General features: G+C 69.0%; 23 protein-coding genes. 15 read left to right on the plus strand and 8 right to left on the minus strand.

The annotated features are described in order from the left end of the window. Nucleotides 1-104 precede the first annotated feature (104 nt). Nucleotides 105-356 (minus strand): integrase, encoded by a 252-nt coding sequence (locus RV986_RS16210; RefSeq protein ID WP_475924296.1) that lies wholly within the window; start codon nt 354-356, stop codon nt 105-107. A gap of 322 nt (nt 357-678) precedes the next feature. Here RV986_RS16210 and RV986_RS16215 point away from each other — a divergent pair, with 322 nt between their 5' ends. Further along, nucleotides 679-921, plus strand: a complete 243-nt coding sequence (locus RV986_RS16215) for a type II toxin-antitoxin system VapB family antitoxin (protein WP_293996899.1) — start codon at nt 679-681, stop codon at nt 919-921. Beyond that, complete coding sequence (locus RV986_RS16220; RefSeq protein WP_475918086.1) at nt 921-1,340, plus strand: PIN domain-containing protein; 420 nt, start codon at nt 921-923, stop codon at nt 1,338-1,340. The genes RV986_RS16215 and RV986_RS16220 overlap by 1 nt, the downstream gene beginning before the upstream one ends. A gap of 625 nt (nt 1,341-1,965) precedes the next feature. Here the strand turns inward: RV986_RS16220 and RV986_RS16225 are convergent. From RV986_RS16225 to RV986_RS16240, 4 genes are all read right to left on the minus strand, one after another. After that, nucleotides 1,966-2,580, minus strand: coding sequence for an NADPH-dependent FMN reductase (locus tag RV986_RS16225; protein ID WP_475918087.1), 615 nt, complete (start codon nt 2,578-2,580; stop codon nt 1,966-1,968). Between the two features lie 156 nt (nt 2,581-2,736). Next, complete coding sequence (locus RV986_RS16230; protein WP_475918088.1) at nt 2,737-4,308, minus strand: acyl-CoA carboxylase subunit beta; 1,572 nt, start codon at nt 4,306-4,308, stop codon at nt 2,737-2,739. Nucleotides 4,309-4,315: 7 nt separating this feature from the next. After that, a complete protein-coding gene (locus tag RV986_RS16235) occupies nt 4,316-4,618 on the minus strand; it encodes an antibiotic biosynthesis monooxygenase family protein (RefSeq protein ID WP_475918089.1) in 303 nt (100 codons plus the stop codon). A 52-nt stretch (nt 4,619-4,670) separates the two neighbouring features. Further along, nucleotides 4,671-6,293: a class I adenylate-forming enzyme family protein gene (locus RV986_RS16240; protein ID WP_475918090.1), complete on the minus strand. Its 1,623-nt coding sequence runs from the start codon at nt 6,291-6,293 to the stop codon at nt 4,671-4,673. 139 nt (nt 6,294-6,432) lie between these two features. Between RV986_RS16240 and RV986_RS16245 the strand changes: the two genes are divergently transcribed. After that, the gene (locus tag RV986_RS16245) at nt 6,433-8,094 is read left to right on the plus strand and encodes an FAD-dependent oxidoreductase (RefSeq protein ID WP_475918091.1); all 1,662 of its coding nucleotides are present in this window, start codon (nt 6,433-6,435) and stop codon (nt 8,092-8,094) included. 8 nt (nt 8,095-8,102) lie between these two features. After that, nucleotides 8,103-8,876, plus strand: a complete 774-nt coding sequence (locus RV986_RS16250; protein ID WP_475918092.1) for a cyclase family protein — start codon at nt 8,103-8,105, stop codon at nt 8,874-8,876. 62 nt (nt 8,877-8,938) lie between these two features. Here RV986_RS16250 and RV986_RS16255 read toward each other — a convergent pair whose 3' ends face one another. Then, nucleotides 8,939-9,379 (minus strand): nuclear transport factor 2 family protein, encoded by a 441-nt coding sequence (locus tag RV986_RS16255; protein ID WP_475918093.1) that lies wholly within the window; start codon nt 9,377-9,379, stop codon nt 8,939-8,941. 200 nt (nt 9,380-9,579) lie between these two features. Here RV986_RS16255 and RV986_RS16260 point away from each other — a divergent pair, with 200 nt between their 5' ends. The 7 genes from RV986_RS16260 (at nt 9,580) to RV986_RS16290 (ending at nt 17,028) form a co-directional block, all read left to right on the plus strand. Beyond that, the gene (locus tag RV986_RS16260) at nt 9,580-10,518 is read left to right on the plus strand and encodes an aromatase/cyclase (protein WP_475918094.1); all 939 of its coding nucleotides are present in this window, start codon (nt 9,580-9,582) and stop codon (nt 10,516-10,518) included. 28 nt (nt 10,519-10,546) lie between these two features. Then, nucleotides 10,547-11,557: an acyltransferase domain-containing protein gene (locus RV986_RS16265; protein WP_475918095.1), complete on the plus strand. Its 1,011-nt coding sequence runs from the start codon at nt 10,547-10,549 to the stop codon at nt 11,555-11,557. A 41-nt stretch (nt 11,558-11,598) separates the two neighbouring features. Then, nucleotides 11,599-12,567, plus strand: coding sequence for a dTDP-glucose 4,6-dehydratase (rfbB, locus tag RV986_RS16270; protein WP_475918096.1), 969 nt, complete (start codon nt 11,599-11,601; stop codon nt 12,565-12,567). A gap of 28 nt (nt 12,568-12,595) precedes the next feature. Continuing rightward, nucleotides 12,596-14,041 (plus strand): NDP-hexose 2,3-dehydratase family protein, encoded by a 1,446-nt coding sequence (locus RV986_RS16275; protein ID WP_475918097.1) that lies wholly within the window; start codon nt 12,596-12,598, stop codon nt 14,039-14,041. Further along, the gene (locus tag RV986_RS16280) at nt 14,035-15,012 is read left to right on the plus strand and encodes a Gfo/Idh/MocA family protein (RefSeq protein ID WP_475918098.1); all 978 of its coding nucleotides are present in this window, start codon (nt 14,035-14,037) and stop codon (nt 15,010-15,012) included. The genes RV986_RS16275 and RV986_RS16280 overlap by 7 nt, the downstream gene beginning before the upstream one ends. A 235-nt stretch (nt 15,013-15,247) precedes the next feature. Continuing rightward, nucleotides 15,248-16,018: an AfsR/SARP family transcriptional regulator gene (locus RV986_RS16285; RefSeq protein WP_475918099.1), complete on the plus strand. Its 771-nt coding sequence runs from the start codon at nt 15,248-15,250 to the stop codon at nt 16,016-16,018. 434 nt (nt 16,019-16,452) lie between these two features. After that, a complete protein-coding gene (locus RV986_RS16290) occupies nt 16,453-17,028 on the plus strand; it encodes a helix-turn-helix transcriptional regulator (protein ID WP_475918100.1) in 576 nt (191 codons plus the stop codon). Nucleotides 17,029-17,036: 8 nt separating this feature from the next. Here the strand turns inward: RV986_RS16290 and rfbA are convergent, their stop codons facing one another. Then, complete coding sequence (gene rfbA, locus RV986_RS16295; RefSeq protein WP_475918101.1) at nt 17,037-17,939, minus strand: glucose-1-phosphate thymidylyltransferase RfbA; 903 nt, start codon at nt 17,937-17,939, stop codon at nt 17,037-17,039. 209 nt (nt 17,940-18,148) lie between these two features. On the opposite strand from rfbA, the gene RV986_RS16300 reads away from it, so the two are divergent. Then, nucleotides 18,149-19,279 (plus strand): nucleotide disphospho-sugar-binding domain-containing protein, encoded by a 1,131-nt coding sequence (locus RV986_RS16300; protein WP_475918102.1) that lies wholly within the window; start codon nt 18,149-18,151, stop codon nt 19,277-19,279. Between the two features lie 137 nt (nt 19,280-19,416). On the opposite strand, the gene RV986_RS16305 is transcribed toward RV986_RS16300, so the two are convergent. Further along, a complete protein-coding gene (locus RV986_RS16305) occupies nt 19,417-21,015 on the minus strand; it encodes an MFS transporter (protein ID WP_475918103.1) in 1,599 nt (532 codons plus the stop codon). A 226-nt stretch (nt 21,016-21,241) separates the two neighbouring features. Between RV986_RS16305 and RV986_RS16310 the strand changes: the two genes are divergently transcribed. The 3 genes from RV986_RS16310 (at nt 21,242) to RV986_RS16320 (ending at nt 24,385) form a co-directional block, all read left to right on the plus strand. After that, nucleotides 21,242-21,862, plus strand: a complete 621-nt coding sequence (locus tag RV986_RS16310; protein ID WP_475918104.1) for a PadR family transcriptional regulator — start codon at nt 21,242-21,244, stop codon at nt 21,860-21,862. Between the two features lie 158 nt (nt 21,863-22,020). Next, nucleotides 22,021-23,184 carry a nucleotide disphospho-sugar-binding domain-containing protein gene (locus RV986_RS16315; protein WP_475918105.1) on the plus strand — a complete coding sequence of 388 codons (1,164 nt, stop codon included), beginning with the start codon at nt 22,021-22,023 and terminating at the stop codon, nt 23,182-23,184. Nucleotides 23,185-23,188: 4 nt separating this feature from the next. Next, nucleotides 23,189-24,385, plus strand: a complete 1,197-nt coding sequence (locus RV986_RS16320) for a nucleotide disphospho-sugar-binding domain-containing protein (RefSeq protein ID WP_475918106.1) — start codon at nt 23,189-23,191, stop codon at nt 24,383-24,385. Nucleotides 24,386-24,401 lie beyond the last annotated feature (16 nt).

Genomic DNA, 24,401 nt, shown 5'->3' on the forward strand with positions numbered 1-24,401 from the left:
GATCATTGCCAGCAGTGTCGGCACGGGTTCGGGATTGACTCTGTCAACCTCCCACAATCTGCTCGCTACGGAACCGGCAGACTCCGGCATCGGCAATGACAGCATCAGCCCGGCACCGCCTCAGCAGGCCGAGGCGGACCGGCCTGAACCGGCGGCGGAGCAGGCTCCGGAGCCTCTCCCACTCCCTCAAGCGCCAGGATGCGCTGAAGATCAGCAGTAACGACCCGGTAGGCATTGCCTAGCCTCAGCACCTTGCACGGGTACTCGCCACTCTTCGCCAGGTGGTAGCCGGTGCTCCTCCCGATGGCAAGTATCTTGTTGGCCGTCCGCAGATCCACCGTGGGCGGCAGCGCCATCACATACGTGCGCAGCAGGGTCAGGCCATCGAACGTGCCATGAGCTTCAGTCAACGCGCCACCCCCAGCCCCGTCTCTGCGATGAGAGCCGAACCCGCTTACTGGAGGAAGCTCACCGCTGCAGGCGCAGACAGTCCCCGCAGACCGCTAATTCACCCGAACGAGCGACCCACCGTCGGCCACACTCCAGCAGACCTGGGCCTCCCCAGCCGACCAGGCTCCACGACCAACATGACGGACCCCGCCAGGGCACACCAGATGATATCGCTTATCGTGCAAATCTGATATCATTTGGTGGTTCTGATCATGCGAGGAGGCCAATGTGGCAAGGACAGTGATCGACCTCGACGAGACCATGGTCGCCGAGGCCATGCGGATTTTCGGCACCAAGACAAAAGCTCAGGCCGTACGCCTCGCCATGGAGGACGCCGTCAAACGGCACCTGCGACAGGAGGGCTTCGACGCCATGGACGCCGGCGACTTCGACTTCAGCGAGATCATCGAGAGCACCGGCCCTCGGAACGCCGACGGAACCCTCAAGCGCGAAGGTGGCCGAGCCGCCTGATGCAGGACCGCTACCTGATCGACAAGTCCGCTCTGGCGCGCTGGACGAAACCCGGCGTCAGAGAGGTACTCAAGCCCCTCCACGAACGCTACCTGCTCGCAGTCTGCGAACCCACCGAGTACGAGATGATCCACTCGGCCCGGGACACCGCCGAGGCAACGCGAATCAGCACCTGGCTCCACGCCTTCGACTACCTGCGCAGTGACGACCACACTTTCACTCGCGCCCTAGAGGTCCAGCGCCACGCTCTCAACGCAGGCTTCCACCGGGCACTGTCACTCCCCGACCTTCTCATCGCCGCCACAGCGGAGCTGAACCGGCTGACCGTACTCCACTACGACGGCGACTTCGACATGATCGCTTCCCTCACCGGCCAGCCCACCGAGTGGGTCGTGCCACCAGGCATCGCCGACCGCTGAACGGTACTCAGACCGCAATTGAGACCACTGACTCCTACAGGGAGCGTGCCGGCCTCGACATCGGCGATCGTGTGAGTGCCGAAGGCCCAGACTCAAGGCCACCGCCCGCCGCCGCAGCCCGGCCCATACTGACCCGACATGAGGAACGCCATACGCTGGGCGTGGCACGGTGCTCGAGGACGGTGTCGTACTGGGCGATCGCCCGTCCGGCGTCCCCTCGGTGACGGTCTCCACCCGGGACGGCAGCAGCAGGATGTTCTTGTCGGCGTTGGTGGCGTACGTGGTGCGGACGCACTGGTTGTCGGCCGCCGTGGCGGTGTCGCCGCGGTCGTCGACCTGGGTGACCCGGCCGGCGACGGTGTCGTGCGTGACGGAGCTGGAGGTGGTGCGCCACTTGACGCCCGCGCCGTCGTCCAGGGAGGTCCAGGTCTGGCTGTCGGAGACACCGGTGAGGTCGGCGGTGACGGTGCCCCAGTCGCGGGTCTTCAGGGCCGTCTCGTGGTGCCAGGGCCGGTCGACGGTCCTGGCGATCACCTTGCCGCCGGGGCCGGCTTCGCCGGCGGTCATGTGCGGACGCCGTGCGGCCTGCGCCGCCGACTCGCCGACAGCGGTGGAAGGACGCCGGCTACGCCCCCGGAGGCAGTTCTACGGCCTCGCTCGACAACTGCGTCGTCCATGCCTGGCGCATCAGGGCGAACTCGACCACCTGGTTCGCGAGCAGTTCCAGTCGTTCGCGAATCCGGAGGTAATCGAGCCGTTCACCGGAGTCGAACGGCATCGGCTCGGTGTTCACCGTGACGCCGAGTGGCGTGGGCCAGCCGCGGAGGGCGTGGACGGTGGTCCTTACCGCGGCCAGGGCGGAGCCGGCACCTTGGCATCCCCTCGCGACGGAGATGCACCCCACGGCACGCCCCGAGAGGTAGGGCCGCTCGTCGGTGCGCAACTCCTCGACATAGTCCAGCGCGTTCTTCATCATGCCCGAGATGGACCCGTGGTAGGCCGGGGTGCCGATGATGATTCCGTCCGCCGACGCCACCGAGGCGACGAGCTTGCGCCCGAGCGCGGACCGCCCGGCCTCGGCGGCGTCGTAGAGCGGCAGTACCAGCTCGGAACCACCGATCAGCTGCGTCCGCGCGCCTCGCCGAGCGGCGGCTCCGAGGGCGATCCGCACGGCCCGCTCGGTGGTCGAGCCGGGTCCCGCGGATCCCCCGATCCCCACTACTGTGACCGCTCGCGACACAGGTTCACCTCTGCCGGCTGCGGGGACTCACGAACATCGCCCACGGTCCGACCTGCTCCAGCGGGCCGACGAACGCAGGTTCGCCGGATTCCATCAGCCCCTTCTCCACACGTGGCACGTGCGTCACGTTCCCGTCCCCCACCTTCCGGCCCCTTGTCACTGCGGCGGATTTCCATGCTTACGACGAGGCAGATCGGCATCCTTCGCCCGCAGCATGGCGAGCGCGCGGATCAGCGCCGTCCGGGTCTCGCGCGGGTCGATGACGTCGTCGACGAGTCCCCGCTCGGCGGCGTAGTACGGATGCACCAGCTCGCGCTTGTACTCCTCGACCTTCTGCCGGCGCATCGCCTCGGGGTCCTCGGCCTCCGCGATGTCACGGCGGAACACCACGTTGGCGGCGCCCTCGGCCCCCATGACGGCGATCTCATTGCCCGGCCACGCCAGCGCGACGTCCGCGCCGATGGACCGGGAGTCCATCACGATGTACGCGCCGCCGTACGCCTTGCGCAGCACCACCGAGACCCGCGGCACGGTGGCGTTGCAGTACGCGTACAACAGCTTGGCTCCGCGCCGGATGACCCCCTCGTGTTCCTGGTCGACACCCGGCAGGAAGCCGGGAACGTCGACGAGGGTGAGCAGCGGAACGCTGAAGGCGTCGCAGAATTGCACGAACCGCGCTCCCTTCTCACTGGCTTTGATGTCCAACACACCGGCCATGACGGTGGGCTGGTTGGCGATCACCCCCACGGTCCGTCCGTCCATGCGAGCCAGCGCACAGACGATGTTGGAGGCCCAGCCGGCGTGAACCTCCATGAAGTCGCCGTCGTCGACGAGTTCCTCGATCACCCGGCGGATGTCGTAGGAACGGTTGCCGTCGTCAGGGACCAGGTCGAGCACCGCCTCACAGAGCCGGTCGGCGGGGTCCTCGCAGAGCACCGCGGGCGGCAGCTCCCGGTTGTTGGACGGCAGCAGAGCAAGCAGATAGCGCACTTCGGCGAGGCACGTCTCCTCGTCGTCGTACAGGAAGTGCGCGACCCCTGACACCTCGGCGTGGACGTCCGCCCCGCCCAGCTCGTTCAGGGTCACCTCCTCACCGGTCACGGCCTGCACCACGTCGGGTCCGGTGATGAACATCTGGGAGATGTCCCGTACGGCGAAGACGAAGTCGGTCAGGGCCGGCCCGTAGGCCGCGCCGCCGGCGCACGGGCCGAGGATCACACTGATCTGCGGGACGACACCCGACGCTCTGGCGTGGCGCCGGAAGATCCCGCCGTATCCGGCCTGCGCCAGAACGCCCTCCTGAATGCGCGCGCCGGCCCCGTCGTTGAGGAAGACGAGCGGAGCACCTGCCGCCACGGCCATGTCCATGACCTTGTGGATCTTCTCGGCGTGCGCCTCACCGAGTGTGCCCCCGAAGATGCGGAAGTCATGGGCACAGACGAAGACCGTGCGGCCCTCCACGGTGCCCCAGCCGGTGACCACGCCGTCGGTGTGCGGGCGCCTGGCCTCCAGCCCGAAGCCGGTCGCGCGGTGTCTGCGCAGTGACTCGATCTCCACGAAACTCCACTTGTCCACCAGCAGTTCGATCCGCTCACGGGCCGTCAGCCGGCCTTTGGCGTGCTGGCGTTCGGTGCCCTGCGGATCCGGCCCGCGGCGGGCCAGCTCCTTGAGGTCACTCAGTTCCTTCAGTCGGCCGTGGGCACCGGCGGCCACCTGTCCGCTCGACACCGCTGCCCTACTCGGACGCGGGTACGACGTGTTCGGCGAGCAGCTCGAACGGGGCCGGATCCGCGGTCGCGTGCTTGCGCAGCTCGGCCACCGGGCCCAGGAAGCCGTCGCCCGAGAGCGCCTTGCGATGCGACTGCGGGTCGGTCCACTCGGCGACCTCCACGTAGGTCCGCTCGTCCCTCGCGGACCGGTACAGGCGGTGGGCCGAGAAGCCGGGCTGGTCCCTCATGTAGGCGGACAGTTCGGCGAGCAGCCTGCGGAACTCGGTGACATCGCCGGACACGGTGTAGCGGTTGATGAAGTGGTGCACGGTGGCATGCTCCTGAGGCTCGTGGTGTGGGCGCGGCGGAGATGAGGTCGGGTCAGACGGTCAGGTCTCCGGGCCGAAGTTCGCGCAGGTGCTGGTCGCGCAGTTCGCGGCGCTGCACCTTGCCGGTGGCGGACCGCGGGATGCTCTCGACCAGCGCCACGTGGTGCAGCCGCTCGAAGGCGGCGACCTCGGCGTTCACGAAGTCGACGAGTTCCCGCGGTGTGCAGGAGGTGTCGGCCGGTACGACGAGTGCGTGCGCGACGGCGCCGCTGAACTCGTGCGGGACGTCGACGACGACGCAGTCGGCGACGGCATGGTGCTTGAGCAGCACACGCTCGATCTCCGTCGGCGACACCAGCCAGTTGTCGCACTTGAAGACGTCCTTGATCCGGTCCACCACGAACAGGTGCCCGGTCGGGTCCGTGTAGCCGATGTCTCCCGTGGAGAACCAGCCGTCCGCATCGACGTCGTGGGACAGGTCGCGCCCGAGGTAGCCCAGCATCAGCTGGGGGCCGCGCACCTGGATCTCGCCCCATTCGCCGACCGGCAGGGTGGTCCGGGTCGCCATGTCGACGATCCTGCTCTCCGCGCCCGGGACCAGCACGCCGCAGGATCCGGGCCTGGGGCGGTCGAGGTCGGAGAGGTGGGTGGCCGGAGAGGTCTCCGCGAGTCCGTAACCCTGGACGACCGGTACTCCGAAGTGCTGGCTGAGCACACCGGCCGCGCTGGGCGTCAGGGCTGAGCCGCCCGAGAGGATCGCGTGCAGGGCGGGAGCCTCCAACTCGCCGAGCCGGGGGTCGGCCGCGAGCTTGGCCAGCCGCATGGGCAGGCTGTAGTAGTGCGTGGCCCTGGCGACGTCCGCGGCGATGACGGCCTCGGCCACATCCGCACCGGGCCACAGCACATGGGTGGCCCCCGCGGTGGCGGCCACCGTGACGTGCATCAGGTGCAGCGTCGGCAGATGGTTGAAGAGCACCGAGTGCTCGTCGACCCGGTGCATGTGGGCGGTCTGGGCGGCGTTGACCGTGAGGTTGCGGTGGGTGAGCCGGACGGCCTTGGCCGCTCCCGTGGTGCCGCTGGTGAACTGCAGACACGCCACCTCGTCGCCGTCCACCTCCGGGGGCGGCGTGAACGCGGGGGCGCCCGCCGACAGCTCGGCGACCGTGGGCAGGTCGGCGGCCCCCGCTGCCATGTCCGGCTCGCGGTGGGTCAGCACGATGTGTTCGAGGTCGGCGAGCCGGTCCTGCACCGCGGCGAGCGCCGGCAGCAGCGCGGGACTGACGACGGCCACACGGGCACCCGAGACACGCAGGACGTGAGCGAGGCGCTCCGGCGGGAGCAGGGGGTTGACGAGGGCACTCACGTTGCCGGACCGCGCGATGCCGAAGAACGCCTGCGGGAACGCGGGGTCGAGCACCATCGCCAGGGCAACGACCTCGCAGGTGCCGTCGGTCAGGGCGCGCAGGCCCGAGGCGAACGCGTCGGCCGCCGCGTCCAGTTCCGCGTAGCTGGTCTCACCGGCCGGGGAGCGCAGCGCGGTGTGTGTCGGCCGGCGCTCGGCCGCCCTGCGCAGGATGTGGTCGACCCGGGGGCCGGCGATCAGGTGGGCGATGGTGTCGAGCGGAGGTCCCGCCATGGCCGAGCTCGTGGTGCTCGCGGAATCGGTGGTTGCCATGGCCGCACTGTGTCCGCAGGACTTCGAAGGCGCTTCGAATCGAGACGGAGCACGGGCCGCGCGCCCCTCCAGCGAGGTTCCGACCGGCGTCGAGGCGGGCCGGACAGGGTGGCCCGGACACAGGCTGAATGGAGGGTTGATGAACGCGATATCCAGTGACGTCGATGTGCTGGTCGCCGGGGCCGGGCCGGTCGGGCTGACAGCCGCGTACGAGCTCGTGCGACGGGGTGTACGGGTGCGGGTCGTGGACCGGGCCGAGGGTCCGGCCACCACGAGCCGTGCGACGGCGACGCACGCCCGCACGCTTGAGGTGTACCACCAGATGGGCATCTTGCCGGACCTGCTGGCACGCGGGCAGCGTGTGGAGAACTTCACCATGCACCGCAAGGGCCGTGTGCTGACAAGCCTCGGCACGGACTATTCGGAGCTCCCGACCCGCTTCCCGTTCACGCTGCAGGTCGACCAGGTCATCACCGAGGAGGTGCTGCGGGAGCGCCTGGGTACGGCCGGCGTCGACGTGGAGTGGGGTGTCGCGCTGGAGAGTCTCGACAACGGCCCGGACGGCGTCGTCACTCGGCTGCGGCACGACGACGGCCGCTTGGAGGAGTACGCGGCCGCATGGCTGGTGGGGGCCGACGGGGCGCACAGCACCGTGCGCAAACAGCTCGGTGTCGAGTTGCTCGGCGAGTCCTCGGAGAAGTGGATGGTGGCCGACGCCTTCATCGACACCGAGCTGCCCCGGGACAGCCTCCACTGGATGCATCTGTCGCGCGGGACCATCCTCATGGTGCCGTTCCCCGACGAGGGCAAGTGGCGGCTCCTGGACACCGACGACGTCGGTGACGAGGACCGACCGGACGTGGTGCGGGCCCGGTTCGAGGCGAAGATGTCCGAGGGGCTCGGCAGGCCGGTCAGGGTCAAAGAGCTGACGTGGATGTCGGTGTTCACCATCCGGCAGCGGATGGTGGAGAACATGCGCTCCGGCCGCTGCTTCCTGGCCGGTGACGCGGCGCATGTGCACAGTCCGGCGTCCGGGCAGGGCATGAACACCGGTGTTCAGGACGCCTACAACCTCGCCTGGAAGCTGGCCTCGGTGGTCAACGGGCAGGCGTTGGAGGGCCTGTTGGACACGTACAGCGCCGAGCGGGTGCCCGTCGGCGAGGTCTTGCTCGGTTCCACGAAGACCGCGACGAAACTGATTGCCCTGCGCAACGCGGCCGCCCCCGTCCTGCTGCCGCTCGGCATGGGCCTGCTCAATCTTCTGGCACCGGTCAAACGCGGGGTGGAGCGCAAGATCCTGCGCGGTATGTCCGGACTCGCTCTGCACTACCGGTCCGGTCCGCTCACCGTTCCCGCGCAACCGGGCACTGCGAGCGGCCGGAGCGCCGGGATCGAGCCGGGCGACCGGGTCTCCTGCTCCGTGGAGGAGCTTGGCGTCAGCCCTGGATGGCTGGCGGTGTGCGACGACTTGGCCGATCCACGGTGGAAACTGCTCGTCTTCACCGGCCCCGGCGCACCTCCGGAAGCGGTGGGTCGCGTGCAGGAGACGTACGGGGACGCACTGCGCGTACGCGTCGTACGTGACACGGAGGTGACCGCGCGGGACGGCGGCCCCGAGCCTCTGCACGACCCGGGGGGCCGGGTGCTGCGCGGCTTCGCCCTCACGGCCGGCCCCTCGTTCGCCCTCGTGCGCCCCGACGGCTATCTGGCGGCCAAGGGACCGCTCACGGACGACGCCGGTCTGGAGAACCTGCTCCGGCGGGTTCATCTGGTGCCGACCCGACGCGGCGCGGCGAAGTAGGGGGACGTATGCGCATCATCGACCTGTCCACATCGATCGATGCCGGCGTGTGGGAGCCGAATCCGGTCGAACACGAGATCATGTCGCCCGCCGAGGGCGGGCGGCACATGGCCGAGGGCATGCGGGAACGGTACGGCCTGGAGTTCGACCCGGCCGACCTGCCCGGCGGCGAGCTGCTCTCGCTCGACACCGTCAGACTGACCACGCATACCGGAACCCACGTCGACGCGCCGTCGCACTACGGCTCCACGGCGGCGTACGGCGTACCGCGCCACATCGACCGTATGCCGCTCGACTGGTTCGTGCGCCCGGGCATGGTGCTCGACCTGACCGGTGAACCGGTCGGCGCCGTCGGCACCGACGTGCTGCGGCGCGAGTTCGACCGGATCGGCCGGGAGCCGCAGCCGATGGAGATCGTCATGCTGAACACCGGCGCGGACCGGATCGCCGGAACCCCCAAGTACTTCACGGACTTCGTGGGTCTCGACGCCTCGGCGACGCATCTTCTGCTCGACCTCGGGGTGAAGGTGATCGGCACCGACGCCTTCAGTCTGGACGCGCCCTTCACGTACATGATCGAGAAGTTCCGCCGCACCGGTGATCGCGGCGTGCTGTGGCCCGCGCATTTCGTGGGTCGTGAGCGCGAGTACTGCCAGATCGAGCGGCTCGCCAATCTGGACGCGCTGCCTGGCAGCACCGGGTTCACGGTCTCCTGCCTGCCGGTGAAGTTCGTGAACGCCGGGGCGGGCTGGGCGCGGGCCGTCGCGTTCGTGGAGGAGTGACACGGGAGCGCTGTGCGGGAGGAGGTGCGGACCGGTGCGAACCGGTCCGCACCTCCTCCGCGCTACGGCAGGTCGTCCCGGGTGACCTTGCGGCTCTTCACCAGGAGACCGCCGTTCTCGCGGACCAGGACGTCCTCACAGACGCAGACACGGTGCAGGACCGGCTGCTGCTCGCGCCGGGTCGCGAACACCAGGGCGTAGCACCGTACCCGCAGTGATCCGTCGTCGTTCGGGAACACCGCGACCATCCCGTGCCAGTGGCGGCGCTGCTCCTCGGCCTCGGCCAGTTCCTGTGTGGTGCGACGCAGCGCCTCCCTGAGCTGTTCCCGGCCGCGCGTAGGTTCCGGCAGGGTCGGTACGGCGAAGGTCGCGTCCTCGGTGAATGTCTCCGCCCACGCGTCGACGACTCCGCCGTCCAGCAACTGCATGTGCTCGGCGTAGAACTGCTGCACCTCCGCGTAGACCTCGGCGGTCACGCGTTCGGCCACATCCTGTGCGATCACGAGTGTCTCCCTGTCGTCGGGGCGCCGCCGGCCGTGAGTGCCGGGCGTCGAAGGCACGGTCCACGACTGGCCTCGAAACCCGTTGGAGGCCACGGGGATCGATGCTGCCTCCAACGGGACTCCGTTTTCCGCGGGCATGGTGCAAGCGCGACACCGTCATGTGCGACCAACGCAAGCGGACCGGAGGACCAGTGTCGGCAGTGAAGACACACCGAGTGGAAGAGAAGGCGCTGATAGCCGCGCCCGTGGACGTCGTGCGCCAGATCGTGGTCGACGTCGAGGCGTGGACCCAACTGCACGAACCCGCGGTGCACGCGGAGATCCTGGACAGTGGTACAGACGGCGAGTTGATCCAGCACTGGGCGGTCGTGGACGACCACACGGTGCGGACCTGGACGTCCCGGCGCAGGGTCACCGACTCGGGCGACGTGCTGTTCACGCACGAGCCCGCGAACGCCCCCTTCGCGACGGTCGGCGGTGGATTCCAGTTCGAGGAGCAGCCGGACGGTGCCACTCTCGTCCGTATGCACCACGAGTTCACCCTCGTCGAGGAGGACGAGCGGGTGGCCGCGGAGCGCGCGGAGTCGATGCAGCACGGAAGCCGGCGGCACCTCACGACCCTGAAGCACGCGGCGGAGAAAGCCGACGAGTTGAAGAGGCTGATCGTCTCCTTCGAGGACCCACTGTTCGTGGCGGGGTCCGTGGAGGACGCCTACCAATACCTGTACGAGGCGGACAAGTGGCCCGAGCGGATTCCGCACGTGATCCGGCTGGAGCTGGAGGAGAACACGCCGAACATCCAGTTCTTCGACATGGACACACGCTCGTCCGACGGCTCTGAGCACACCACGCGCTCGGTGCGGATCTGCCTGACGAACCACAAGATCGTCTACAAGCAGACCCGGCCGCCGAAGACCCTGCTCGCGCACACCGGCCACTGGCTGTTCACGGAGACTCCGGAGGGCGTCGTCGTCAGCGCCCGGCACACGGCGACGATCCGGACGGAAGGGCTGCACCTTCTCGGCGAGGACATGACCGTGGAGGGTGCCCGCAAGTATCTGCGCCGCATCCTGAGCGCCAACAGCATGGGCAATCTGAGGCTGTCCAAGGAGTACGCCGAGCAACTGGCCGGACACTGACCGCCCGGCCGGAGCACGGGGGCACTCCATGAGTGGGTCGGTGGGCGGCCGGCCGCGCCGGGTGGCGCTGCTGCTGCCTGGTCAGGGCGCCCAGTACCGGCGCATGGGGGCCGGCCTGTACGCGTCCGAGCCGGTCTTCACCGAGGCGATGGACGAGGTCTTCTCGGCCATGGGCGCGGCGGGTCCGGCCCTGCGCACGGACTGGCTCGCCGAGCGGCCGTCGGTCCCGACGGAGTCCGCGGCCTGGGCCCAGCCGCTGCTCTTCGCGGTGGACTACGCCCTCGGCAGGCTCGTCATGAGCTGGCAGGTCGAGCCGGCCACGCTGCTCGGTCACAGTATCGGCGAGATGGCAGCGGCCGTGCTCGCGGGGGTCTTCGAACTCCGGGACGCCACCGGCCTGGTGCTCGATCGTGTGTCCAGGGTCGCCGCCGCACCACCGGGCGGGATGCTCGCGGTGGCGGCGGCCCCGGCGGAGGTCGAGCCGTTCCTGGGCGGGGACGTTGTGGTCGGCGCGGTCAACGCGCCTCGGCACACCGTCCTCGCGGGGCCGCGCGGCCTCTTGGCCGAGGTGGCACGGCGGCTCGACGCGAACGGCCTCACCAGCCGTCCCGTGCCCTCGCACACCGCCTTCCACAGCCCGGTGCTCGCCCCGTTTCTGGTGGGCGCCGAGGAACGCGTCGCCGCGGTGGCCTGCAGGCCGCCACTGATCACTGTGTACTCCGGGTACACGGCGGCTCCCCTGCGGACCGCGGAGGCGCTCGATCCGGGTTTCTGGGCACGCCAGCCGATGGCGCCCGTCCTGTTCTGGTCCGCGCTCGACGCGCTGCTGTCCTCGGGAGACCACGTCCTGGTGGAGGCGGGTCCGGGCCGTGGCCTGGGCAGTATCGCCCGTCGGCACCCCGCGGTCCGGCGCGGCGCGAGCTCCGTCGTCACCCTGCTCTCCGCCCGTCCCGGGACCGGAGAGCAGGACCGCCTCTCGCTGCGCGCGGCGGCCGAGGCGCTGCGCGCCGAGGGCTTCCCTCAATCTGTCGCTTCCTAGCGGCTGTCCATTGGTTTCCGAAGACGTTGGGAGTACGTGCGGTGCGGATTCTGGTCACGGGCGGCGCCGGGTTCATCGGCTCCAGTTATGTCCGTGCGCTGTTGGACGGGGAGTATCCGGGCTACGAGGACTCCTGGATCACCGTCGTGGACAAGCTGACCTACGCGGGCAACCGGGCCAATCTGCCGGAGCGACACGAGCGACTGCGGTTCCTGGTCGGCGACATCGCCGACCGGGAGACCATCCAGTCCGTGGTCGAGGGGCAGGACGAGGTGGTGCACTTCGCCGCGGAGTCCCACGTGGACCGGTCGCTGTGCGACGCGTCCGAGTTCATGCGGACCAATGTGGCGGGCACCCAGAGCCTCCTGGAGGCCTGTCTGCGGGCAGAGGTGCAGCGAGTCGTGCATGTCTCGACCGATGAGGTGTACGGCTCGATCGACAGCGGCTCGTGGACGGAGTCCCGCGCTCTGCTGCCCAACTCCCCCTACGCCGCCTCGAAGGCGGGCGGAGACCTGATCGCCCGCGCGTACTGGCGAAGCTACGGTCTGGACGTCCGCGTCACACGTTGCAGCAACAACTACGGCCCGTACCAGCACGTCGAGAAGCTGATCCCGCTGTTCGTCACCAACCTGCTCAGCGGACAGCCCGTGCCTCTGTACGGGGACGGCAGGAACGTACGGGAGTGGGTGCACGTCAAGGACCACTGCCGCGCCGTGCAGCTTGTCCTCACCGGCGGCAGGGCAGGCGAGATCTACAACATCGGCGGCACCGCCCTGTCGAACCGGGAGATCACCGGGCAACTGCTCACGTTGTGCGGAGCCGACAAGAGCCAGGTCCGAACCGTCGAGGACCGCAAGGGGCACGACTTCCGGTACGCCGTGGACGACGCCAAGATCCGGACGGAGCTGGGGTACAGCCCGTCGCTCTCCTTCGCCGACGGGCTGGCCGACGTGGTCGAGTGGTACCGGGGGAACCCGGACTGGTGGAAGCCCCTGCGCGCGGCCCAGTGACCTCGCCAACCCGACAAGGAGCCCAGCTATGACCCTGCCCATGGCTCTGCCCGGTGTGCCCGAGGCCACCGGCCCCTCCGGCCTCGGCCGGCGGTTCACCGTCTCGGCGTCCGTGGTCGACAGCCCGGTCACCCCGAACGCGGCGTTCGACGCCTGGTTCGAGCGACAGAGAAGAACGAACCGGTTCGACGTCACCCGGATCCCTTTCGCCGATCTCGTCGGTTGGCGGTTTCGGGAAAGCGACGGAAATCTGGTCCACGACAGCGGGAAATTCTTCTCCGTCACCGGGCTGGAGGTGACCACCGACCGGCCGGACCTCGGTTCATGGATGCAACCGATCCTCGACCAGCCCGAGATCGGAATACTTGGCATTGTCGTCAAAGAGTTCGACGGCGTACTGCACTGTCTGATGCAGGCGAAGATGGAGCCCGGAAACCCCGAAACCGTCCAACTGTCGCCCACGGTGCAGGCGACCCGGAGCAACTACACAGGTGTGCACGGCGGGCGCCGCACCACCTACATCGAGTACTTCACGAGCGCGGAACGGACGGTACTGGTCGACTCCCTCCAGTCCGAACAGGGAGCCTGGTTCTTGCAGAAGAGGAACCGGAATATGATCATCGAAGTCACCGGCGACGTTCCCCCGCACGACAGCTTCCGCTGGCTCACGATCGGGCAGATACATCGTGCTCTCACGCACGACAACGTAGTCAACATGGATACACGCAGCATCCTGTCCTGTGTACCTTTCGAGGCACCGAACGGACCGATCCGGAATGCGCCGAACTCCGAATACCGTGAGTCCCTGGTGCGTTCGCTGACCGGGCGGCACGGCTCCCTGCACACGACCGGCCGGCTCCTCGCCTGGCTGACCGACGTCAAGGCACGGCACTCGTTCGCCCGGCGTACCGTTCCCCTGTCGAAGCTCGACGGCTGGACCCATGCGGACGACGAGATCGCGCACGACGAGGGCAAGCACTTCAAGGTGATCGCCGCGGACGTGCGGGCCGACACCCGCGAAGTCACCCGGTGGACCCAGCCCCTCATCGCCCCTGTCGAACGGGGTGTCGCCGCCTTTCTGGCCAGGCCCATCAACGGTGTACTACACCTCCTGGTCCACGCGAAGACCGAGGCCGGGGCCTTCGACGTGTGCGAGCTGGCGCCCACGGTGCAGTGTCTGCCGGTCAACTACCAGGGGCTTGCGGCCAACCGGCAGCCGCGGTACCTGGACCTCGTGCTGGACGCCGCCCCGAACACCCTGCGCTTCGACGCCGTGCTGTCGGAGGAGGGCGGACGGTTCCACCACGCGGACAACCACTACCAGATCATCGAGGTGGGTGAGGATGTACCGCTGCACGACGACGAGGACTATCACTGGGTGACGGTCCATCAGCTCATGACGCTTGTACAGCACAGCCGTTATCTGAATGTGCAGGCGCGAAGCCTGCTGGCGAGTCTGCACACCACATGGTGAGCACAGCAGCGCCGGCGCGGACCGTCCGCATGGGCGTTCTGGGCTGCGCCGACATCGCTGTACGCCGGATGCTGCCCGCCCTGCAGAGCCAACCGCTGGTGGACCTCGTCGCGGTCGCCAGCCGCAGCCTCGCCCGAGCCGGGGAGCTCGCCGACCGGTTCGGCTGCGCGGCCGTCGAGGGGTACGACCGACTTCTCGCACGGCCTGACATCGATGCCGTCTACGTCCCGCTGCCGACGGCGCTGCACGCCGAGTGGGCGACACGAGCCCTGGAGGCGGGCAAACACGTCCTGTGCGAGAAGCCGTGCACCACCGGTCTGCGTGAGGCCACGGAGGTGGTGGCGACCGCGCGCGGAAGGGGGCTGCTCGTCATGGAGAACTTCATGTTCTTGCATCACGAGCAGCACGCGCGCGTGCAGGAGCTTGTCCGCGACGGAGCCATCGGCCAACTGCGCGAGTTCAACGCCGTGTTCGGGATCCCCGCCCCGCCGCGTGCGGCGGCGGGCGAGGGACACACGCTCAGCAGCCTTCTGGAGACAGGTGTGTACCCGGTCCGGGCGGCCCGCCTGTTCTCCGGGGACGACCTGGAGGTTGTCGGCGCCACACTGACCCTCGACCCGGACACGGGAAGGGACCTCGGGGGCAGTGCGCTGCTCCGGTCCCCGTCCGGGGTCGGTGCGCAACTGAGCTTCGGCTGGGACCGCTTCTACCGGTGCGCGTACGAGCTGTGGGGCAGCGAGGGCAGGCTGACGCTCGACCGGGCCTTCACCACACCGGACACCCTCGCGCCCGTGCTGCGTCTGGAACGGCGGGAAACCACACGGGAGTTCACGCTGCGGCCCGACCGGCAGTTCGTGAACATCGTCGGTGCTTTCGCCCGCGCCGCGTTGAGCGGGACAGGTTTCGACGAGCACGCCGAGGAGATTCTGCGGCAGGCGGAGTTGGTGGACCGGATACGCGGGGCCGGCTGATCTCGTCAGCCAGTGCGGTACACGTGCGGAGTCGTACGGGAGCAAGTCGGCTACTACTTGAGACGTATCACTCTTGAGACGTCCGGTAAATCGCGGATAATAGTTTCGAGTTGCACGGCAGAGCGCGAACCGAACTGCCACACGAGGTGACCTGAATTGGTGTGATCCGCCGGTTCCAAACCTCAACCACCTGGAAGGAACGGTAAGTACATTGCAGTTCAATATTCTGGGACCGATGGAAGTTCTGCACGAAAGCAGGATCTGCACACCGACTGCCCCCAAGGCCCGGAACACATTGGCACTCCTGCTGTCCCGCGCCAACCAGATAGTGGAGATACCCGCACTCATCGATGAACTGTGGAGCGACAATCCCCCACGCAGTGCCGTCACCACGGCACAGACGTATATCTATCAGCTGAGAAAGATGCTGTGCCGGGCGGTGGGTGACGAGGCTGCCGCCCGTCTCCTCGTCACCCAGGCCCCGGGATACGGGCTACGGGTCGACGTGGACCGGATCGACGCGCAGGTCTTCGAGCGGCTCACCGAACAGGGAAAGAGGCTGCTGGCCATGAACCGGCCGGAGGAGGCGGCGCGCCACCTGCACGAGGCACTGGTCCTGTGGCGCGGTCCCGCGATGGCCGACGTCACCACCGGGCGCAGGCTCGAAGCGCACGTGGTGCAGTTGGAGGAAATGCGGTTGACCGCACTGCAACTGCGCGTGCAGGCCGACGTGCGGCTCGGCCGGCACGCCGAACTGGTACCCGAGTTGCGCGCGCTGGTGGCGGCCCATCCGCTCAACGAGTGGTTTCACGCCCAACTGATCGCGTGCCTGAGTCATTCCGGGCGCAGGGGCGAAGCGCTCCAGGCCTACCAGTCCCTGCGACGGCTCCTGGACGACGAGTTGGGGCTGCGGCCGTCACTGCCCCTCCAGCGCCTTCAGCAGCATCTGTTGAGCGACTCGACGGACGACGATGTATCCGCCTTCGAGATGCGGATTTCGGCGTGAAAACACCTGCAGGTTCGCACCAGGACGGCGACGGACCGGCAACCGCCGAACCGGCGGCCACCCGCTTGTTCCACGGAACATGCGGGGGCCTCGCTCTGTCCACGGCCCGGTGAACCGACCCTCGCCGCCCGGTTTTCTTTAGTATTCCATTAAGTTCGCGTATGGCGCATTCCCGCCCATGAGCTCGCAGGCTACGCTTGTTCGAAAACGATCTCCCTGTTACGTTCCAGAGGCAACTTTGTCATGTCCCGGGGGAGCGTGCCCATGCAGAGACACAGGAGAATGACCTGACGGACGCTCTCTCCTGTCTCGGTCCTATGGATTCATGGAGGGCGAAAAGGTTGGCTGCGGGGGCCAGTACCAAACACCTTACGGCGACTACACGGGCCATAAGTGTGTTGATCACCGACGTAAACACCATATTCAGAGAAGGTTTGCGGACCGTCATAGCCCAGGACGAGGGCCTGTGCGTGGTCGGGCATGACTCGGAGAGTGTGTCGGCGATGCTGGAGAGCATCGCCGACACACGTCCCGACGTGCTTCTCCTGGGGCTGGAACGTGCCACCCACGACACGGAGTCCGTCGTGGCGGACATCTTCCGGGTGTCACCGCTCACGGAGGTCATCGTGCTCGGGTGGGATGTGGACACGGACGCGCTGCGGCAGCTGATGGCCCAGGGCGTACGCGCCTACCTGCCCAAGGACGTTCCGCACCGTTACCTGCTCTCGACCATCTACATGAGCACGTTCCACGACAGCAGGATGGTCTTCTCGTGGCCGCGGCCCGCGGCGGAGAAGCGCACCGAGCCGGCAGCCCTGTCCTCCCGGGAACGCGAAGTGGTCGAACTCGTCGGAAAGGCCCTGACCAATGCGCAAATAGGCCGCCAGCTGAGCATCTCCGAGGGCACGGTGAAGCGGCATCTGCACAACATCTTCGTGAAACTGCAGGCCGTGTCCCGACTGGACGCCGTCCAAAAGGCCGTCGAGCTGTCACTGATCATGCTCGACTGAACCGGCTGTCACTGGCTCCGGGCCGTCACCGCGGAGGGGGTTCGCCATGTCCTGGCGACCTCCATCACGTACTGACCGTAGTCCGACTTGCCCAGACGCTCGCCGAGCCGGTGGCAGGTCTCCGCGTCGATGTAGCCCATGCGCAGGGCGATTTCTTCGAGGCAGGCGATCCGGACCCGCTGCCGGCTCTCCAGAATGCCGACGAACTGACTTGCCGTCAGCAATGCCTCCGGGGTGCCGGTGTCCAGCCAGGTGAATCCCCGGCGCAGTTCCACGAGCCGGGCTCTGCCCGCGGCGAGATAGGTGAGATTGACGTCGGTGATCTCCAGTTCTCCCCGCTCCGACGGCCTGATGTTCTTGGCGATGTCCACCACGTCGTTGCTGTAGAAGTAGAGCCCGGTGATGGCGCGGTCGGAGCGCGGGGCGGTCGGTTTCTCCTCGATCGAGACGAGGCACCCGCGCTCGTCGACCTCTCCGACGCCGTAGCGCTCGGGATCGCTCACCTGGTAGCCGAACAGGACACAGCCGTCCACGTCGTGTGCGTTCTTCTGCAGCAGCGGCGACAGCCCTGGGCCGTGGAAGAGGTTGTCGCCCAGCACCAGGGCCACCGAGTCGCCGCCGATGTGGCCCGACCCGATGAGGAATGCCTCCGCCAGCCCGTTGGGATGCTCCTGCCCGGCATAGCTGAACGTGAGGCCCAGCTCACTGCCGTCGCCGAACAGGCGACGGAACTGCGGGAGGTCCGCCGGGGTGGAGATGATCAGGATGTCGGTGATGCCGGACAGCATGAGCACCGAGAGCGGGTAATAGATCGTGGGTTTGTCGTAGACCGGCATCAGCTGCTTGGAGACCGCGAGCGTCGTCGGGTACAACCGCGTGCCACTGCCTCCCGCGAGGATGATCCCTTTCATGTTCTCCGTCCGTTCCGATGGAGTGAGCACCTGACCGAAGCCCATCACCCGGCCTTCGCGGGGCCTTCGTGCGCCGATCCAGCGCCGGTGCGGAACGCGACTGCCGGCACGACGACAGCGGACTCGATCGGATGTCGAAGGGGCGTTGCGACAGTGCGTCGCGCCCGGGTCCCCTCACGACATGCGGAGTTGCGTTGCGTGTACTCGTCATGACCAGTCCGGTACCCACCCATCTGGCCCCCATCGTTCCGCTCGCCTGGGCCCTGCGTTCCGCGGGGCACGAGGTGCTCGTCGCCTGCCAGCCGAATGTGGTGGCGATGGCCCGACAGGCCGGTTTCAGCGTCGCGGTCGTCGCTGACGCGTACACCGACGCCGGCAGGCGCCGACGCGAGACGCCGCCCACCGACGACGGCACCGGAACGAAGGCGGGCGGCCCACCGTGGCCGATGCTGGCTCGTCACTGGCGCGAGCGGATCGACCGGTTGCTGGACCCCTGCATGGCCGTGGCACGGCGCTGGCGGCCCGACCTGATCGTTGCCGATCCGCTCGAACTGGCGGCCCCCCTGGTGGCCGGTGAGCTGGGGATCGGCTACGTCCACCACCGCTGGGGAGTGGACGCACTCGGCGACGAACGGTGGCGGCAGGCCGAACGCGCGCTGGCCGATGTGTCCCGCGCCCGGTTGTCGGGCGGTCTGCCCGCGCCCTCGGCGGTGCTCGATCCCTGTCCGCCCGGTCTGCAGGCGCCGGACCTGAGCCGGGGCGCGGGGATCCGGTTCGTGCCGTTCAACGGCAGCGGGAGCCGGCCAGGGCTCGCCGCGCGGCGTGGCACACGGATCTGTGTGTGCTTCGGCACCAGGACGGTCGCGCTGGGCGGCGCGGAGGCCGTACGGCGGACGCTGCGGGCGCTGACCGGGCCCGGAACGTCCGACGAGGTGGTGGTCGTCGGCGCCGACGCCGGGCTTGGTGAACTTCCCGGCGAGGTACGGGTCCTGGGGGCCGTACCGCTGAATCTGTTTCTCTCGGAGTGCTCCCTGGTGGTGCATCACGGCGGTGCGGGAACCACCCTCACCGCCACGTCGTTCGGGCTGCCCCAGGTGGTGCTGCCGCAGGCCCCGTATCTCGTGGAGCACGGGCAGCGGCTGGCCGACCGCGGTGCGGGCACGATACTGAGCGACGGTGGGCAGCGCGAGGAGGACATCCGCAGCGCTGTCGCGGACCTGCTGTCCCGCCCGGGCCCGGCTCGGGCCGCACGCGAACTGGCCGAGGAGATGGCCGCGATGCCGACGCCCAGCAGCTGGGTGGCCCCGCTGGAGGAGCTCGCGGGCCGCGCGGCGGGGTGAGGTCGCGGGCCGGGTCGGAAAACCGGCCGAGCGGAGAGGTGATCCCGCTTCCGCGGGCTTCCTCTCCGCTCGGCCTTGCACGGGCGGATGCGGCCGGGGGATTACCGCCGCCGACCCGTGGGTCTCTCGGCCGGGGTTCAGGCTCCTTCGGAACCGACATCCCCGGTCTTGCTCGCGGCCGGCTCCGGCTTCGCCTGGGCCCAGTTCGGCTGCGCGTCCTGCATCGTCTCCTTCACGAAGAAGGAGAGCGCGACGGCGATCACCGAGACGGCGGCCGCCGTGAGGTACATGACGTGGTTGGCCGAGACGAACGCGTCCACGACCGTCTCCCGCACCGCATCGGGCAGTTGCTGGACGGAGCCGAGGTTCGACACGTTCCCGCCGAGCTGGTCCCGCACATCCTGCGGCAGTCGGGAGTTGAAGGCCGTGTTGAGGAGGACGCCGAGCAGGGCGGTGCCCAACGCCTGTCCCATCCGACCCAGGAAGCGCACCGAGGTGGTGGCCACACCGAGTTGGTGTGCCTCGACGGCGTTCTGCACCGCGAGGACCGACACCTGCATGAGTCCGCCGAGCCCCGCGCCGAGCAGGAACAGATCGACCGCGATCACCCACGACGGGGTGTGTGTGCCCAGGGTGCCCAACAGAGTCAGGGCCGCGGTGCACAGCAGGTTCCCGATCACCAGCACCATGCGGTAGCGGCCGAACCGGGAGATCCACATGCCGCCGGACGTCGAGAAGAGCACCAGACCGGCCGCCAGGGGCACCGTGAACAAGGCCGAGCTGGTCGGCGTCTGCGCCCGCGCGATCTGCATGTACGTGGCCAGGTAGACGGGCGCGGACATGACCGCGAGCCCCGTGACGATCTGCAGTGGGGTGACCGTGCGGTAGACCGGATTGCGGAACAGGGACAGCGGCAGGATCGGCGCGGGCGCCCGCCGTTCCCACCAGACGAACAGCGCGCTGAGCAGAACGCCACCCAGGCCCATGGCGATGATCAGGGGCGAGGTCCAGGAGTACTTCGTACCGCCCCAGTCCGTGACGAGCAGAATGACACTCGCGGCCGCCGCGATCAGGACCGCGCCGAGGACGTCGACCGGCTCGCGGCGCCGCTGGCCGGCGGGCAGGTGCAGTGCGTACAGCATGACCGCCAGCGCCGCGATGCCGAGCGGCAGGTTGATGTAGAACAGGCCGCGCCAGGAGAGGTGTTCACTGACCACCCCGCCGAGCAGCGGGCCCGCCACGCTGCCGCCGCCGATGATCGCGCCGCCGAGGCCCGACCTGCGTGCGCGGTCCTTGGGCGGCGAGATCATCGCGACGATGACCAGTGTCACGCCGACCAGGCCGCCCGCGCCGAGCCCCTGAACGCCCCGGAAGACGATCAGCTGGGTCATGTTCTGGGCGGTTCCGCAGAGTATCGAGCCGACCAGGAACAGGCTGGTGGCGAACATGAACACGCGCTTCGGGCCGAAGACGTCGCTCAACTTGCCGTACAGCGGCTGGGTGGCGGTCGAGGCCAGGAGATAGACGGTGAACAGCCAGGGCAGCCGCTGCAGACCCTGCTGGGGATCAAGGTCCCGGGCGATCGTCCATGCCGCGCTGCCGACGATGGTCTGGTCGAGGCTGGCCAGCAGCAGGGTGCCGAGCGCGCTGGCCGAGATCCATTTGATCATGTTCGGCGACATCGCCCCCGGCCCGTCGGGCGTCTGTTTCGCCGTCGTGATGGTCGGACCGTTCATCTCTGTGGATGCTCCTCGCTCTTCGGTGGTGGCGCGGCCCGGGCAGGGCGCCGCTCGTCCGGGACCACCGTGCGATGCCGACCTGAGCCGACGCTGACACGAACCTGAGCCGGCGCTCGCGCGGCCGAGGCCCGAGGGGAACAGGGTTGCTCTATAGAAGTTCTAGATATATCGTTTAGTTGTGCAGGGCGTTCCTGCAGTTCAGCGACCAGACAGGTGGAACACCATGAGTGACGCAGAGATCCCCCCCACCGCAGAACCGGCCTCGGTGCGCGCCGTCGAGCCGGTGTTACCGCGCGCCGAACCCGCGCTCGCACCGGTGCCGTCCGCGACGGCTGCCCCCATGGCTCTGCAGGCCGTCGCCCCGGCCGCCGCCGTCACGGCGGTGCGCGCCCACAAGGCCGGACGCGGGGACATCAGGACCGCGGCCCTCACCCTCCTCGCCGAGCAGCCGGCGAACGGGTACCAGATCATCCAGTACATCGCGGAGCGCACCCATGGTTCGTGGCGGCCGAGTCCGGGCGCGGTCTACCCGGCTCTGCAGGGCCTCGAACAGGACGGGCTCGCCGAGCAGGTCGACGGCGTCGGGCGCAAGAACTACCGGCTGACCGACGCCGGACGCGGGCATGTGGCCGAGCACCAGGAACAGCTGGCCGCCCTGTGGGACACCCTGGCGACCGGCGTCGACGAGCGCGCCGTGGAGATCAACACCTTGTGCGAGCACGTCGTCACCGCCGTACGACACGCTCTGCACGACGCCGACGACGAGCGCTACGACCGAACGCGCCAGGTCCTCCTGGACGCGCGACGCTCGCTCTACCGCCTGCTCGCGGAACAGGACGACTGAGGGCAGCGCAGGGCGCGCAAGACGCTCGCTCCCCCACCTCGACGAGGCGGTCCGTTTCCGGCGGGCCGCCTCGACAGCGATCCCAACGAGGCTCGAACCACGGCTTCGACGATGGGCGGCGCAAACCTGCCGTAGCCCGTCGCTGAGGGAGATCCTCGATGCGTGTCCTGTTCATGAGTACGCCGGTGTCCACGCACTTCGCGCCGTCGATCCCGCTTGCCTGGGCGCTGCGTGCGGCGGGGCACGAGGTGCTGGTCGCCGGGCAGCCGGACATCGTCGGTACGGCCCATGGGGCCGGGCTGTGCACCTCGGTCGTCGGAGAGTACTTCGACGCGCTGGAGCCGCTCACCTCCGGCCTGCCCGAGGGCAAGCGGCCGATCGAGGTGGGGCGCACCAGGGTGCGGGACGGACACTGGGACGCGGTCAACAAGATCTGGCTGATCCACTGCCGTTACATGGTCTCCCAGTACCTGGCGCTGGCCAGGGAGTGGCAGCCGCACTTGATCGTCGCGGACCCGCTGGAGTTCAGCGCGCTCATCGTCGGCGGGGTCCTCGGGATACCGACGGTCAACCGCCGCTGGGGCATCGACCCGGCCGGATTCCCGGGGCAGGAGATGGCCCGCAGGACGATGGGCACCATGCTCGGTCGCCTCGGCCTCGACGGTCTGCCGGAACCCGCACTGGTCATCGACCCCTGCCCGCCGAGCCTGCAGGTCCCGGAGGCGCCGCCGAGCAGGGCCATGCGGTACGTGCCCTTCAACGGCACCGGCACGCTGCCCGACTGGGCGAAGGAGGAACCGCGCGGGCAGCGCCGCATCTGTGTGACGTTCGGGCGACTGACCGCGGCCCTGAACGGCATCCCCCTGTTCCGGGCCACCGCCGAGGCCGCCGGGGCACTCGACGGAGTGGAGACGATCCTCACTCTGGAGCCGGAATTCCAGGACGAGTTGGGCCCTGTCCCGCCCTCCGTGCGGGTGGTGGATCCGGCACCGCTCAACCTCTTCCTCGGCACCTGCGACGCGATCGTGCACCACGGCGGGGCGAGTTCGACGCTCACCGCCTCGGCGTACGGGCTACCTCAGCTCGTGCTGCCCGGCATCGCGGACACGTTCGTCGTGGCAGACCGCGTCGAGGCCGTCGGCGCGGGCCGGCAGCTCGACGAGGCGGAGACGCAGAACGACCCCGCTGCGATCCGGGCGGCGTTGCGTGCCGTGCTCGACGAGCCCGACCACACCAAGGGCGCCCATCAGCTGCGCGACGAGATCGCGGCCATGCCGACCCCGGCCGACCTGGTGCCCGTACTCGAAGAACTGGTGGGCTGAGCTCATGCGGGTGCTGTTCGCCGCCGTCTCGGTGGCCAGCCACCTTCTGCCGATGGTGCCCCTGGCCGGGGCACTGCGCGCGGCCGGCCACGAGGTCCTCCTGGTCGGCCAGCCGGATCTGCTGGCCGAGGCCGAGGCCGCGGGGTTCGTCACCGCTGCCGTCGGAAGCGAGCTGCTGGAGGAGGAACGGCGGCGCAAGATGGCTCAACTGGCGCAACAGCAGGCGGCCGTTCCCGGCGGAACCTGGCGGCCGACCTGGGACCAGCTTGCCGCGCGTTGGCGCGAGCGGGTGAGCGGCGTGCTCGACGACTACCTGGAGATCGGCCGGTGGTGGCGCCCCGACCTGATCGTGGTGGATCCCCTGGAGTTCAGCGCGCGCATTCTCGGCGGAGTACTCGGTGTGCCTGTCGTGGTGCACCGTTGGGGCCCGGAGACCATGTCGACCGAGGCAGCCGGTCCGGCCCGGCGGGCGCTGGCCGAGACCTGTGCGCGTGTCGGTGTCTCCGGTGGGCTCGGCGATCCGGCTCTGGTGATCGACCCGTGCCCTCCGGGCCTGCAGTTCCCCGAGGCGGCACCGGCTCTGGGAGTGCGGCACGTGCCCTTCAACGGTGCCGGATCGGTGCCGGACTGGGCGCGCCGGGGCCCCGGTGGGTGGCGCCGCATCTGTGTGTCCCTCGGGAGCATGCCCGCGCACCTCGGCGGCCTCTCCCTCCTTCGTACGCTCGCTTCGGCGGTGGCCGGTCTCGACCGGGTCGAGGCAGTCGTTCCCCTCGATCCGCGACTGCGCGAGGAGGTCGGCGAACTGCCCGGCTCCGTACGGCTGGTGGATCCGACGCCGCTCAACCTCTTCCTGGACGGCTGCGCGGCCGTGGTCCACCACGGCGGCTCCGGCACGGCGCTCACCGCGATCGCCCACGGCCTTCCCCAGCTGGTGCTGCCGCAGTTCAACCCCGCCCTGGCGATGTGCGGGGAGCGGGTGGCAGCGACAGGCGTCGGCCTGAACCTGACGGCGGACACCCGGCCCGACCCGACAGCGATCACCACGGCGCTGCGGACCCTCCTCGACGACCCCGGTCCGCGCATCCGCACGGATGAGGTACGCCGGGACATGGCCGGCCAGCCGACACCGGCGGCCCTCGTCCCACACCTCGAGTCCCTGGCCGCCGACCGCGTACCACACCCGGCGGCGGCGAGCCGCTGACCGACAGCGCCCCGCC

The organism is Streptomyces sp. RLA012 (assembly GCF_056270325.1).